Here is a 15,302-nt window from a genome sequence, read left to right on the forward strand (position 1 = left end):
TTTGTTTATATTTTACTTGGTTTCAATTTATTAGAATTCACTGAGTAAACGCTTAGGTGAACTTCATGCTTTTGCTTATCGTTTTCAAGTGGAATATAAGTTGATTCAAGCGCCATACCGTCAAGTATTAGCTCACTTTTATTATGTTTTTCATCCCCTATAATTTGCTCAATTGTAATATGGTAATAGGTGCTCTCGAAGCGATAGTCGATTGAGTAGGTGCTCCAATCCTCTGGAATACACGGTGAAATGGTTAGCTTATTTCCTGTTCGTGTTACACCTAATAAAGATTCTATTATTAGTCGGTATAACCAACCCGCAGATCCGGTATACCACGTCCAACCGCCTCGTCCAATATGCGGAGCAACGGCATAAACATCGGCGGCTACGACATAAGGTTCGCCTTTATAGGTTTCAACTTGTTCGGCGTTTTTAGCATGATTTAATGGATTGATTATATTCATCAATTCCCACGCTCTTTTTTTGTCGCCTTGTTGAGCAAATGCCATGCTTGCCCAAATAGCGGCATGCGTATACTGCCCGCCATTTTCGCGCACGCCCGGGACGTAACCTTTTATATAACCAGGGTTCATTTTTGATTTATCAAAAGGCGGATTGAGTAATTGGATTAATTTATCATCGCTATTGACCAAATGCTGATACAAAGACGACATTGCTTGCGTAGAGCGCTCATTATTAGCTGCACCAGAGAGCACTGACCAACTTTGCGCTATTGAGTCAATAGTGCACTCTGGGCTTTGTGATGAGCCCAGCGCGGTTCCGTCGTCAAACCATGCGCGACGATACCAAGCTCCGTCCCATGCGTGTTTAGCTAGGTTACCTTGTAGTTTTTGTGCTTCATCGTCACAACGAGTAGCAAACTCTATATCGCCATGTAATGCAGCAATAGGAGAAAATTCTTGTAGTATTTTATATAAAAAGAACCCCAGCCAAACGCTTTCGCCTTTGCCGTGTATTCCAACAAGGCTCATACCGTCATTCCAATCTCCTGAGCCCATTAACGGTAAACCTTTTTCTCCAAAGTGTAAACCATGCTCAATTGCCAACACGCAATGCTTGTAAAGGCTCGACCTTGCTGCACTCACAGAGGGTAAGTCGTAATAGGATTCTTCGTCGTCTTTAAGGGGGCGACCTTCAATAAAGGGCATTAGCTGATCTAAAATAGTTATGTCATCAGTGCCTTTTATGTAACGACACGTAGCTAATGGTAGCCATAAATAATCGTCTGAACAGCGTGTTCTTACACCGCGCCCTGATGGTGGGTGCCACCAATGTTGCACATCACCTTCGCTATACTGACGTGTGGCGCAGTACAGTATGTGATCCCTTAGTAATGCAGGCGAAGCATGTATTAATGCCATGGCATCTTGTAACTGATCGCGAAAGCCAAACGCGCCACCACTTTGATAAAACCCACTGCGAGCCCAAAAACGACATGCTAAAGTTTGGTACACAAGCCAGCCATTTGCTAATACATTCAATGCAGGGTCGGGGGTGTTAACCTGCACACTGCCGAGTGTTTGCTGCCAAAAATCAGTGACTTTTTCGAGTGCAATGCGTGCTGTACCGGGTTTTCTGAGTTTTAAAGCAAGCGTACTTGCTTGCTCTTTATTTTGCGCAGCACCGAGCCTAAAAATAATTGTGCGCTCTTGTTCACTTTGCAGTTCAAAAGGGACTTGAATTGCACCGCACGGATCGAGTGCCGCTCCTAAGTTGCCAGATAAATGAGTACGAGTCATTGCCTGGGGGTCGTGTAATGTTTTATTGCGACCAATAAACTCGCTACGGTCTCCTGTTAGTGTTCGTGACATATCATCAACGTCAAAAAAAGCAACTCTGCCACCAAACTCTGAGTTATAGGCATTAGAGGCAACCAATGCACCGCTCTTAGCATCAATTTCTGTTACAAGGTGTAGCGCTGTTTTAGAACGAAGATCGCCAAGTACCCATTCAACATAACCTGTTGCACTTAGGCGCCTGGTAGTTAATGAGTTGTTTTTAATTTTTAATACCGAGTATTTTACGGCGTCGAGTGTATCTACATACACACAAAGAGAGGATTCGATACCGGTTTCACTGTGCTCAAAGGTACTATAACCAAAGCCATGGCGGGTTATATAGGGATTAGCCCCACGTTTTGGCATCGCACAAGGTGACCAAAATTTACCTGTATCTTCATCACGTAAATAAAAGGCTTCGCCACCAGATGAGCCTGTAGTGTCTGCACTCCACGGCGTTAAACGAAACTCATGGGCGTTTTCGCTCCACGTATAAGCAAAACCATTTTCGTCAATAACGCTGCCAAAATGTGCGTTTGCTAGCACATTAACCCAAGGCAGAGGAGTTGGATTCGCTTCGGTGGTGGTAATAATATATTCGCGACCATCTTCACTAAACCCACCCAGTCCATTATTTAAAAGTAAGTTTTCTTGAGTATTGCCAAGCGCTTGATTGATTTTGGGATGTAATGCTTGAGTTGGGATTAGTCCCTTTACGTTTTTCTCTGCAAGCGTTCGACGGTTTACTTGCTCTGCCAATGTGCCACTTTGATCAATAATAATCCGCGAAACGGCTTGTAACAGTATGCGGTCTTCATTCGAAATTTGTTCTGCTGAGCGAACGAATATCCCGCCAGGGCGATCAATATAATGAGACTCAGTACCCGTTGCGATTAGCCCCATAATTTGGTCTTGCAAACCTTGTCGGTAACCAACTTGTTCTTCATTCCAAATGACTAAATCAGCGACAAGCCCTTTTAAGCGCCAATATGCATGGCATTGAATAAGTTGGCGGGCAATTTCAATATTATTACCGCTGGCTACTTTTAATAATATGATAGGTAAGTCGCCAGAAATTGAGTAGCCCCATAGTCCAGATTGTCCTCGACGATTTTGTATTAATACAGATGCGTTAGCCCGAAGAGTTGCATTGGCATACAAAATATACCCAGCCAACTGCCGGTAGAGTTGAGCATCTGCTTCATTGGCGTTAATTTGGCGTAAGGTCACATCGCTATGAGTCCATGCTAAATCAAGTGCTCGATCGGTAATGTGATGATCTTGATATTTAGCAATTAGCGCAAGGCAAGCCTGTCTACTTTGTGCCATACCCGTTATTACATCGAGTGTTACTACACTGCCAGCAAGTAAAGTCACAGGGGCGCGAATAGCAACAATAGGATCAAGCACAGACCCTTGTTTAGCGTCAAGTTCGCCCATTTCTAGCATTGCTTGTGGTGAAACCAAAGAGCGACCTCTACCAATAAATTGCATGCGATCAGTTGTACAAGACAGGGGTCCGACTTTTGTTGTACTGCTATTGACGCGTGTTGAAAGTAAATGAAACATCCAAGGTGTTTTTTCATCAGCAGAGCGTGCACGACGAGTACATAAAATGGCATTGCCACATGGAAGTATTTCAGTTTGTACAAACAAATTACTAAATGACGGTTGCATAAGGTCGGCTGCAGGGTTTGCCATTACAACTTCTGCATAAGTGGTTATATCAATTGTACGGGTATCGGGTGAGTGATTACTTAAGCGTATACGACGAAGTTCAATATCGTCCTCCGGAGAGACAACGATTTCAGTGTAAGTTTCTATATGCTGATCGCTTCGGCGAAACTCAGCGCGACCTTCAGAAAATGATGCGCTATACGACTGGGCTGGTTTTAGCGTTGGCTGGTGGGCTGCCGACCAAAAGTCGCCTGTGGCTGTATCTCTAATATAGACAAATGTTCCCCAATTGTCGCAAGTAGGATCCTCACGCCACCGTGTAACGGCTAAGTCGGTCCAGCGGCTGTAGCCACCTCCTGCATTTGTAAGCATTACATGGTAACGACCATTTGAAAGTAGCTGTACTTGGGGTGTTGGGGTAATAGCTGGAATAGGTGGATTAACCTTTATTTTTGCATGTTCAAATAACGCCCCGCTCTCTGCGTATTGGTCTATATGAGGTTGGAATATAGATGTTTTAGGCACGCGCTCTTGTAGTAATAGCAAAGCTGATTGCAGTAAAGGGTCTGATTCAAAGCGTTTTTGCATAGGCTGGTCAAGTAAATGATATGCCAATGCAAGTAAGCTCATACCTTGATGGTGAGCCATAAAGGAGCGAATGACTGCGCTTTTTTGATCTCTGGATAAACGGGCAGGGGTGTAATCTATTGCCTCATACAATCCGTAATGTCCCTCAAGTCCACTATCAGCTAACAGTTGAAGATTTTCGCACGCGGCTTGTGGGTTAACCATTAATGCCAATGCAGACGCGTAGGGAGCGATGACGAGGTCTTCTGATAAGCCTCGTTTTAGCCCTAAACCCGGTACGCCAAAGGCATGATATTGAAAATTAAGAGAAGCATCTACCGTATTGTATGCCGACTCAGATATGCCCCACGGTACGTTTTGTCTTTTTCCATAATCAATTTGTCGGGTAACCGCTGCACGGCAAGTTTGTTCGAGCAATGTACCGTCGTAGCTAGGCATAACTAACATGGGCATAAGATACTCAAACATAGAGCCACTCCACGACACCAGCACCGGCTCGGCGCCAGCGCTGGTTAGTAGGCGACTTAGAGCGAACCAGGTTTGCTGTGGCAATTTACCTTGTGCTATAGCAATAAAACTGGCTAAACGTGCTTCAGATGCCAGTAAATCGTAAAAACTGGTGTCACGTCGATGCTCATCTACGTTATAACCAATAGCCAATAAATGGCGAGACTCATCATATAAAAATGCATATTCCATTTGTGCAAATTCAATCGCTCTGTTGGCTAATTTGTCACATTGCGAAATGCAATCTTTGGCAAGCTGTGTACTGGCTAAAGTATGAATACGTAATGAAGAAAGCCACTGAGTTTCGTCGGATGGTAATACCGATGATAAAAGCGCATCAATTGCGTTAATAGTGTCGGGGCAACGTTTAACTAATTGCTGCATTGTCAAAATATTAGAATCAAGAAATAGCAGTTTTAAGCTAACTGGCGGATTAGTTAGTTTGAGCCATGGCGAAAATAAATAGAGTTCGTTTAGGGTACGCTGGCATTGCCTGTGTAAGTCTTGAGTCCATACTTTATGCTCTTGCGACTTTGTATCTAAATCATTAGTAGCGTCTTGCTTTATATTCTCTAACAATATTCGCGCATTATTATTGAGTGTAATTAAGTGCTGTTCAACGTCATATAGATTTGTAGGCGCAGTGATACGAACAGCGTTAAGTATTGAGCTCATGGCATTAATAGCGGTATCGATAATATTGTTTTTATTTTGCTCTGAGTCTAATTGCAATGTTTTAAACAAGTTTGCCACAATAGCCAAAGTGATACTTATGCCTTCAAACATTTGTGGGTGAACAATAGGTTTAGAAGGGAGTTCTTTTAATGCTATTTGTAAAGTTAAAAGGTGACCGGCTAAGTTACCGCTATCTACTGATGAAATATAGCGCGGTGGCAAAGGTTGCAATGTTTGTGTGTCGTACCAGTTATAAAAATGCCCTTCGTGGCGCTCGAGTTTATCGAGGGTATTAAAGCAATCTTGCGTGCGTTGAATTAAATCACTTTGTACAATAAAACCAAAATCATAGGCGCTAACGTTAGCCAGTAAAGACAGACCAATATTAGTAGGCGATGTACGGTGCGCAATAACAGGACCGGCTTCCTCTTGATAGTTATCGGGAATTAACCAATGATCGTCTGCAGTGTTAAAGTGGTCGAAAAAAGCCCATGTTTTACGGGCAATAGTTTGTAAAAATAATTGTTGCTTGTCGCTCAGTGGCGCTAAATTATCGAGTTTAGGCTCACTAAACCACCATGTTATAGCCGGTGATAAAAGCCATAATAAAAGTAGAGGAAATACAGCTAATATATTTGTAAAAGTTAAGTGTAAAGGGGCAAAGTAAAGTAGCGAAGCGATTAAAGTAATCGCAATAAATGGCGCAGTCCACATAGTGTAATAACTATTTATTAAGGCATTTACTACATGATTAGATTTATGATCTGTGACATGCCACTCTAATAAACGACGTTGAGTAAACAGCATTCGACCCGCACTACGTAATATTGCGGTTAAGTTAAACACAGCCTCAAAAGGTAAACATGCTAAACGAAAACCGATTTGAATAAGTTGACGAACAAAGCACTGTAAAACATCATGCAAATGGTGGGATATCAGCATTTCTGCGGGTTTGCGCATCGACGAAATTAGCGCGCTCAGCAATGGGGGTAATAAATAAATAGCACTTATGGCAAGGGTCCATTTCAATGGATTAGCTGCTGTAAACCAACCTACCGTAAGTAATAAAAAGATTGCGAGTGGTTCGACACTTCGACGTAAATTATCAAGAATTTTCCAACGTGATAAAGGTGACAAAGGATTTTGACATTTATCGCTTCGAGTGTTTAAAACACTAGGAAGTAACCAGCGCACAATTTGCCAATCTCCTCTGATCCAGCGCTCACGCCGACACATATCAGTGTTGTAACGTGTAGGGTATTCTTCGTACAAGTGCACATCACTAATCAACCCTGATCGAGCATAGCAACCTTCGAGTAAATCATGGCTGAGTATTTGGTTTTGTGGTAAACGGTTACCAAGTGTTTGTTCAAATGCATCTATATCGTATATACCTTTACCGATAAATGAGCCTTGTGAAAAGAGGTCTTGGTATACATCGGATATTGAACGCGTATATGGGTCGATACCCGGTTCTTCACCAAATAATTGCGAGTAACGAGAAGGGTTATGTCCCGATAGACTTGCTGCCATACGTGGTTGTAAAATGCCGTAGCCGCCTACAATACATTGTCTTTTTTCATCAAATCTTGGTTGATTTAAAGGGTGCGCCATGGTCGCAACTAACTGACGGGCACAATCTCGTGGAAGTTGTGTATCGGTATCTAAAGTAATGACATATTTAACTTTTTGTATAGCGTTAATATCACCGACGATAAGTTCAAATGCATGTTCTATTGGGTTTCGAAGTAGTGAGTTTAGATCTGATAATTTTCCGCGTTTACGTTCAAACCCCATCCAAATTTGCTCTTTTGGATTCCAGGTTCGTGGGCGATGCAGTAAAAAAAAGCGACTTTCTTGCTGTAAAAGAGAAGGCTCTGCATATTTGGCATTAAGGTTTTCTATACCAAGGCGTACTTGCGATAACAACGCTTCGTCTGTGGGGAGTGTTTGTTGCTCTGCATCAGTAAAGTCGGTCAGTAGAGCAAAGTGTATATGTTGATCGCGATTACCTAAAAATCTAACTTCGAGTACTTCTAATAACTGCTCAATACCTATAGAGCTGGTAAGCATTGTAGGGATTACTACGAATGTTTTATTTTGCGCTGGCAACCCTTTTGAATAGTCCATTCTGGGTAATCGTTGTGGGTCGACTAGCAAGGTAACTATCCAGTTTACGAGTGCTGAGGCTAATTGACTTGCTCCGAATAAAGTTAAAATTATTAAAAGAATAAACTGCCAGTGAGGTATGTTATTAGGAACGACCATAGCCATAAAAGAGGCACTAATTAGGGCTGTTAAGGATATAATTGCCCCTAAATAAAGTACTAATGTTATACGCTTGGCTTGCGAAAATAACGTTTTAAAAATAGGCGTTTTTACTGTTATGCGCTGCTTTAATTGCGTAATACCTTTATCAATTAAATAGTAGCCTACATGGTTAGGCGCAAGCGTTGTGTTTGATATTGTTTGGGCTTGATCAGCCTGCTGGGCTAATTTTATTGCTTTTTTAGCTATATCGACTTCTGAAAATGAGCTTCGCTTAGCGAGTTGATCTATGATTTTTCTGTAACTATCTCGCGTGATAAAGTCCATATAACCATACACACCCTCTATATCTTGGCGCAAAATGTGTTCTACAGCGCTATGATCTTCTACAAAATCCGCCCAGTTCATCGCGGTCAACCAGCGTAAGCTACTAATGTTATTGCTAATTGAGACTTGATCAGCGGCTTGTTGCTGATTCTCTTTTTGTACTAGTTGCTCTATGGTTAAACTCGAATCAGCTAGTTGTTGTTCAATCCAAGTAAGGGGAAGTGCTAATGCCGAACCATGCCCTTGTAATAAACGAGTTAGCTCTGCTACAAAAGCGCTTTCCATAGGAGGCTTTGAGCGTGCCATGTCGGCAATAACTAAAATTAAACTATTAGGGTCTTGCTCAGCAATTTCTAACATTTGATTAGCCCACTGTTGGGCTAGATTTAGGTGCTGGCGTGCGATTATGATACGTGTACTTACGCGTTGCAGGTTTTCAATTAAGGCTAACCTTAGCATAATTGGAATGGCCCAGAGTTCACCAAGGTTAAGCGTTGTTACTGTTTGATACGCGGCTAAAAATTGCGCTAAAATTTCGCTATCTACACGCCCGTCGCCATGGGAAATTACATTTAACGCAATATCATAAACTCGGGGCATACCTAAAGAGGCACCTTGCTCTAAACGTGGCAGTTCCTGACTATAGTGCTTAGGTAAATGAAGCCGAGCGGTACGAATTTGCTCTTCAATAAGATAAAAATTATCGAGTAACCACTCACCAGAGGGCATTATAGGCTGCTTTGCTTTAACGGCAATGGTTAATAAACTATTGGCTTTAATCAGTACTTTTTCGTTTTCGTCTAGGCGCTCAAGTAGCTGATCTTGAGTGTTTTTAGCATCTAAAATATGACTTTTTGCTAGTGATTTTGCATGTTTTTCCATTTGTTCAGCACTTAAGAGCTCTGATCGAATGGGGATTTGTTCTTTTTGGGGAGCTGATTTAAGCCAAGGGAAAAATGGCGAAAGGATGTTGATAAGCTTATTTTTATTCATCGTGGTAAATACTTGAGACTAAACGTCGTAGTGAAGATATTGACGGTTAAATTTATCACTGGATTTAAAAAAAGATGTTTTAAATTATTTTGGTTATTAGAGGTGAGCAAGTAATCATTAAAAATATTCATAAAGTTTATCTTATTGTTGAATACATACATCAACATATAACAAGCTTCGTTAAGGGTCGGTTCGTCAACACACATAGTCTAATAGTAGAGTTCTATTTTGTGTTTTATAACAGTGAGTTGTCGCCATGTTATGGTGTGGATTATCTTTAAATTTCATCAACCATTATGCATATATATCAACTAAAGGCAGATAAATTTAGACTATGTGTGTTAGCGTACATATTCGCCTTGTTATATTGAGTATCTTATTATTTCAGTGAAGTACAGCTGGGAGTGTCGGCTTATATTTAAAGTGAATAAACGTATATAAAATAATTAAAGGCACCTTAAAATTCTTTAATAAAAATAGAACAATTTTTATTATCAAAAAGCAACGACCTTTCATTTCTAGCGCCTAATAACTGTATAAACAAATCCGAGTTTATTATTAAAATATCCTGACTTACATACTTTCAAAGCCATTACTTTTAGGTTTTATTAGTTATAAGTTGGGCATATAAAAAGGAAATTCACATTAGATGGGTCAATTGAAGAACAAACTGCTTAATGCTTTATCTACTGACGCACAACACCTCATGTTTCCGCTTTTAAAGCGAGTCAATTTATCCCTTGGAGAAGTTATTTATGAAACAAGTGAAAAGCTCGATTACGTTTATTTTCCAATAGATAGTATTGTTTCATTATTGTATGTGATGATTGATGGCTCATCTGCTGAAATATCAGTTATCGGTAATGAAGGGGTGGTAGGTATAGCTGTATTTATGGGGGGAGAAAGCACTCCTAACCGGGCTATTGTGCAAAGTGCTGGTACTGCTTATCGCTTACCCGCTTGTGAATTACGCAGGCAATTTAATAGCGAGCCTGATATGCGTATGCTCATGTTACGTTACACGCAATCATTAATTACCCAAACAGCGCAAACCGCAGTTTGTAATCGTCATCATAGTATAGTGCAACAACTAAGCCGCTGGCTTTTACTATCGATTGACCGTTTACCGAGTAACAATTTAATAATGACTCAAGAGCTAATAGCAAATATGTTAGGCGTAAGACGTGAGGGAGTAACTGAGGCCGCTGGTAAACTACAAAAGCTGGGTATTATCACTTATAAACGTGGTCATATTAGTGTGATAGACCGACCTCAATTAGAATCTCAGTCATGCGAGTGCTATGAGGTTGTAAAAAGAGAAACAGACAGGTTGGAGTCTTATATGGAAAAAAAACCTAACGTTAGAAAACTATCCATTATCAGTTAATATATTTTGGTATCTAATAAGTTTATTTACATAAAAATAAAATCCGGTAATAGCTTCAAAACAGCCCAGCAAGTTGCTCATTGAGCCTGGGCTTTAAAATTTGTGTATGTTCTGCTGTTAGTGGGCTTTTTACATTTAACTTACTTTGGTAGTTGTCCGTCTACTTCCTTTTCAGCCTCAAGCCAATCATTTAAGTGATTGTCACCGGTAAAGTCACGATCACTGGCTAATGAGTAAGCTTTAGCTTCAATCATGTCATGTCGGCTGAGACCTTCTTTATTCAAATTAGATTTAGTTTTTGATACTGAATTACTTGAGATGTTATTACTCATGTGATTATTCCTAAAATATTACTCGATAAAATAAAAAACTTAATACCAAATTAAAACATTGAGTGTAGTTACATTATTCTCAATCTTAAGTGGAATGTAAGCTCGATTTATCATAGTAATACCAATGTGCAATAATACTTGATCAATTTGAGGGCTTAAACTTGACGCTAACTGTGTTAAAAATTTCTGAAAAAGAACAACTAAATAACGAAATTTTTGCCTTGTTATCGACACGGTTTTCTTACCTCAAAATAGCTCACTTAATTAAGCAAATTGGTATAAAAGCAGTACTACGTATAGCTTAAAAGACTATTCTACAATTTGTATGACCGCTTTATCCTAATGGCTTTGCAATTTTGAGTCTGTGCCACAGCGAACATAAATCACCCATTATCTGTATTTATAGTAATTTTGAGAAGGTAACGAGCGTTGAATATATGAGCTTTAATAATCATTGTTTGGCGCGATACCGTACAGAGTCAATATTAATAAACTCATATAATAAAATATAAAGTACTTAAATTATTTTAAGGACAGCGCGTGCAAACAGTTCCCGATATCGTATTTTTACTGGATGTTGATAATACATTGCTCGATAGCGATACTATTTTAAGCCATTTGAAAGATTTTTTAGAAGGTGAATTTGGTTGTGAAAATAGTGACCATTACTGGTCTATTTTTGAAAAACTTCGTAAAGAACTCGGTTATGCCGACTATTTGGGCGCACTACAGTGTTATCGAATGGAACATTCTGATGATCCGAGACTGCATCTGATTTCTTCTTTTTTAATTAATTATCCATATAAAGAAAGGCTTTACCCTAACGCACTTGCTGTGATTGAACATTTACAACAATTTGGCCCCACCGTTATTTTGTCTGATGGCGATATTGTATTACAACCACTTAAAATTTTACGCTCCGGTTTATGGGATGCAGTGGAGGGAAGGGTGTTGATATATGTTCACAAAGAGCAAATGCTTGCAGCAATAAAAGAGCAGTACCCCGCTAAACATTATGTAATGGTAGATGATAAGTTACGTATTTTAGCTGCTATGAAAGCGCAGTGGAAAAATGAATTAACAACTATATTTCCACGTCAAGGACATTATGCCCACGATATTAAGCAGCTACTTACCTATCGAAAGGCAGATACGAGTATTGATAGTATAAGTGATTTACTCAACTACGGTTTTTCTTATAAAGAGGATTTAATTGAATACAATTTAAATCCAAATAAAACATTGTTTTATATTGGGGCCTGTTGACCTTTCAGGATTAAAGTTTGTTCAATCTAGGGGCTATTTAATCGCGGCGTGAGGTTTGTAACCTAGTGGGCTAAGTAAAAACCGAGCAACAAAGAGTAAATTGCCCCTAGGCAGAACCTTTCGGGCAGCGCATGTTTGGCATTTATTCCACGTTATCGCCTATTTATGGGGAATAACCACACTACATAGGCTCTGCCTTGCCTAAATACCAAACACACTGCTGCAAATTCAACCTCGAAAGATAAACAGGCCCTGATGTGTATTGCTCTTATCTTATTTGAATTTTACCTGAGTTTTACAAGTAGCATTGGAGGAAACGTTTTTAAGTATAAAAGCAAATATCGTCCTTGAATATTTGCTTGGTAAGAGTGTTATAAAAGGCAGATTAAGACACGCTTGTTTTGGAATTTGCGCCTGTTTTAACTTTGTTTATTTACTGTTTTAGCAATTTTTTCCCAGTATGCAGCAAGTTCATAGTGATGAAAAACAGCTGCTTCAAAGTCCTGAGTTATCTCTTTATTTGGCTCATATACCGGCGCATCTTTTATCGCTTTACGAACTAAATCAGTTGAAATTGAGTTGTCGAGCCATTGCACTTCGTAAATCCATGCTGACGGGATAAGTGCTTGATGTCCTCCCCACCAATTGCTCGTTTCAACAATTAGGTAACGAACCGCCCATGTATTTTCTTCAACTAAAAATCCTGATACATGGCCAATGTCTCCGTCTTTAGCGTGTATGTTATAGCCAATAATAGCTTTGCAACTACGAAGATTAGGATCCCCTTTTTGATCATGCTGACTTTTTATACTTTTATGAATTAGATTTGCGCTGCGGGCACCTTCGACACTATGTTCAAAAATGTCATTGCCAGGATATAAGGAGTAGGGATATATCCCGCTTCCCCAAAAATTAGTACCGATCCAGTAATACGGGTATCCATAGTAGTTTAGGTAATCCATTTCATGTTGTCGTGAAACGGGTTTATTAGTATCAATACCAGGACTATTTTTAACTTGGTCTTTACTGATTAAAACAGGGAAAATCTTTTCATCCCAATTTGGGTTTTGCACCGCAATAGGGGAAATTAAAACTTTGCGACTCGATAGCCACGTGCCTGTTTCTACAACAAAATAACGTATCACCCATGCTAGGTCATCAAACAAAAAATCTTTTTCTTTGCCTACAATACCGTCACTAGCAGCGATTGCACAACCTTCTAAGTCTTTCATACTACGTAACATAATAACGATCCTTTTTAGTGGGTTATTTGCATTTGTAATGCATTATTTTTGCAGTTTTTAACGCGCTTTTGCTTATCAAGTGCTTTCTTCTTATTTAGGGCACGTTTATCTTTTGAGGTTAAACATGCGCAGCCCTTTGGGTTTGTCCTAGAGCGTGAGCTGGATGCGGAAGCTTTGCTCGGTTTTTACCGAGCCCGCTAGGTTGCAAACCTTGCGCCGCGATTAAATAGCCTCTAGATAGAACAAATTTCTATCTTAAAAGGTCAACAGACCCTAATGCTTATCTATAAAAAACCATGCTTTATAAGCTGTAAAGTACAAACGATAAGTAGATTAATATTTCCAGTTTCGGCTTTTGAAAAACAAAGGTCTGTGCGCTGACGAACAAGCAATGTTATTTTTCATTGATTTTTAGGTAGCGCTATAACAAGAATAATTAGAACGTGCGAAGTGTATTTTTAAAACTGGCATTATATTTGAGTGTTAGCGCACGGACTCTATGCTTATTTTTGAGTAGCGTGGCTTTGTGACTGACTTTTATTCGCGCTGTAAGTGTTGAGAATACTCACTTTATTCAGCTAACTTTAAATAAAGTAATCGAGCATATAATGTTAATACATAATAAAAAGAGAAAGTTGGGTGCTCCAGCATTGGGGCTATATAACGTGCGCAAGTCGAGAAAACATAAATATAACACTATTTCTGGGCCGTCACCCAAAGTTGAATACGTTGCTGGTGTTTTAGCGCCAACAAGATCAAACAATGCTGTTATACGTTATATAGATTATTCAGCTAGCCGTATAGAAGCCAAAGAGGTTAGCGATATTGATGAGTTTTTAAAAACTCCCCAACCTGAGTGGGCAACGGTGAGGTGGATCCACGTGAGTAATACAGACTCTTATATTGTTGGTTTACTTCAACATCATTTCGCATTTCATACGCTCACCGCAGAAGATATTTTACATGTACCTCAGCGACCTCGTATCGAATTTTTTGACGATCATTTATTTGTTGTATTAAGCATGTTGAAGCTAGAGACGCATGAGCCCAATAATACAATCCTTGATATTGAGCAAGTTAGCTTACTTTTATATGACAATGTTTTACTGAGTTTTCAAGAAAAACCAGGAGACGTGTGGCAATCCGTTCGCGGTCGTTTGCATACAGAAAATCGTCGTATTCGCAAAAATGGTACTGGTTATTTACTTTATGCATTACTTGATGAACTGGTTGATAAATGTTTTCCGGTACTTGAACAATATGGCGATATCCTTGAGGAACTTGAAGTAACAACACTTGAAAATCCAACTCCCCACGTACTGCATCATATCCATAGTATTAAACGAGAATTGGCATTATTAAGAAGAATTGTTTGGCCTATGCGAGAGGTTATCGACCATTTGTATCGCGAGGAAGGAGGCAGAATAGATGACTCTACGCGCCCTTACCTTAGAGATGTGTATGAGCATAATATTCAAATAGTTGAAATTATTGAGTCATACCGTGAAATGGTAAGCGGTTTAAGTGAACTATACATGTCAGCTATTTCAAACCGTATGAATGAAATTATGAAAGTGCTTACTATTATATCTTCTGTTTTTATACCGTTAACATTTATAGCTGGAATTTATGGAATGAACTTTAAATACATGCCAGAGCTAAACTGGACTTGGGCATATCCCGTTTTGTGGTGTGTTTTTATTTTGATAACGGCAGCAATGATATTTATTTTTTGGCGTAAAGGTTGGCTTAATAGAAATTAACTTTAATAGAAACAAAATTTAATAGAAACAGCAAGTAAATGCTCAATAAAACAACTGCTTATGATTAACAATAATAAATGCGTACGCTAGCGAACAGAACCAATAATATCACTCACTTACACTCATTGTATTAATTGGGGTGTAAGTGTTTTGCGCTCCATATTTTAAGTGGAGATTAAAATGGGTCATGAATTTTGGAGTGAGTGGTACTCAGGTTGGGGTTGGTTTTTATGGTTTGGTATGTGGTTATTGCTCATATCGAGTTTAAGCCATTGGGGTTATAGCTACCGAACCCATAGACGCTATGGGTTAGAGTCTAATAAAACTGCAATTGATATTCTTAATGAAAGATACGCCAGCGGCGATATTGACAAAAAAGAATTCGAGCAAAAAAAACAGGACATAACTACCATTGCGTAGTTAATGCGCTGGCTAATCCTCGCCATGCTCTTATATAGAGCATGGCTTAAGCATTT

General features: G+C 39.5%; 7 protein-coding genes. 4 read left to right on the forward strand and 3 right to left on the reverse strand.

The features are described 5' to 3' along the window. Positions 1 to 5: 5 nt before the first annotated feature. The gene (locus GQR38_RS12850) at positions 6 to 8,834 is read right to left on the reverse strand and encodes a glucoamylase family protein (protein WP_165721781.1); all 8,829 of its coding nucleotides are present in this window, start codon (positions 8,832 to 8,834) and stop codon (positions 6 to 8) included. A gap of 649 nt (positions 8,835 to 9,483) precedes the next feature. Here GQR38_RS12850 and GQR38_RS12855 point away from each other — a divergent pair. Beyond that, positions 9,484 to 10,221, forward strand: a complete 738-nt coding sequence (locus GQR38_RS12855; RefSeq protein ID WP_165721780.1) for a Crp/Fnr family transcriptional regulator — start codon at positions 9,484 to 9,486, stop codon at positions 10,219 to 10,221. 140 nt (positions 10,222 to 10,361) lie between these two features. On the opposite strand, the gene GQR38_RS12860 is transcribed toward GQR38_RS12855, so the two are convergent. Then, positions 10,362 to 10,553 carry a DUF2934 domain-containing protein gene (locus GQR38_RS12860; RefSeq protein ID WP_010552595.1) on the reverse strand — a complete coding sequence of 64 codons (192 nt, stop codon included), beginning with the start codon at positions 10,551 to 10,553 and terminating at the stop codon, positions 10,362 to 10,364. 540 nt (positions 10,554 to 11,093) lie between these two features. On the opposite strand from GQR38_RS12860, the gene GQR38_RS12865 reads away from it, so the two are divergent. Then, positions 11,094 to 11,819, forward strand: coding sequence for an HAD family hydrolase (locus GQR38_RS12865; RefSeq protein ID WP_165721779.1), 726 nt, complete (start codon positions 11,094 to 11,096; stop codon positions 11,817 to 11,819). Between the two features lie 419 nt (positions 11,820 to 12,238). On the opposite strand, the gene GQR38_RS12870 is transcribed toward GQR38_RS12865, so the two are convergent. Next, positions 12,239 to 13,063: a PRC-barrel domain-containing protein gene (locus GQR38_RS12870; RefSeq protein ID WP_024590346.1), complete on the reverse strand. Its 825-nt coding sequence runs from the start codon at positions 13,061 to 13,063 to the stop codon at positions 12,239 to 12,241. Positions 13,064 to 13,728: 665 nt separating this feature from the next. Here GQR38_RS12870 and corA point away from each other — a divergent pair. After that, a complete protein-coding gene (gene corA / locus GQR38_RS12875) occupies positions 13,729 to 14,826 on the forward strand; it encodes a magnesium/cobalt transporter CorA (protein WP_225305725.1) in 1,098 nt (365 codons plus the stop codon). 180 nt (positions 14,827 to 15,006) lie between these two features. Further along, positions 15,007 to 15,246: an SHOCT domain-containing protein gene (locus GQR38_RS12880; protein ID WP_165721778.1), complete on the forward strand. Its 240-nt coding sequence runs from the start codon at positions 15,007 to 15,009 to the stop codon at positions 15,244 to 15,246. The last annotated feature ends 56 nt before the right edge of the window (positions 15,247 to 15,302 follow it).

This window comes from Pseudoalteromonas sp. c7(2019), from assembly GCF_011378625.1.
Lineage (GTDB): Bacteria > Pseudomonadota > Gammaproteobacteria > Enterobacterales > Alteromonadaceae > Pseudoalteromonas > Pseudoalteromonas arctica.

Bases quoted from the DNA above. Each gene is read 5' to 3' on its own strand.
- GQR38_RS12850 (WP_165721781.1), bottom strand. From the start codon at position 8,834: ATGAATAAAAATAAGCTTATCAACATCCTTTCGCCATTTTTCCCTTGG.
- GQR38_RS12855 (WP_165721780.1), top strand. From the start codon at position 9,484: ATGGGTCAATTGAAGAACAAACTGCTTAATGCTTTATCTACTGACGCA.
- GQR38_RS12860 (WP_010552595.1), bottom strand. From the start codon at position 10,553: ATGAGTAATAACATCTCAAGTAATTCAGTATCAAAAACTAAATCTAAT.
- GQR38_RS12870 (WP_024590346.1), bottom strand. From the start codon at position 13,063: ATGTTACGTAGTATGAAAGACTTAGAAGGTTGTGCAATCGCTGCTAGT.
- GQR38_RS12880 (WP_165721778.1), top strand. From the start codon at position 15,007: ATGGGTCATGAATTTTGGAGTGAGTGGTACTCAGGTTGGGGTTGGTTT.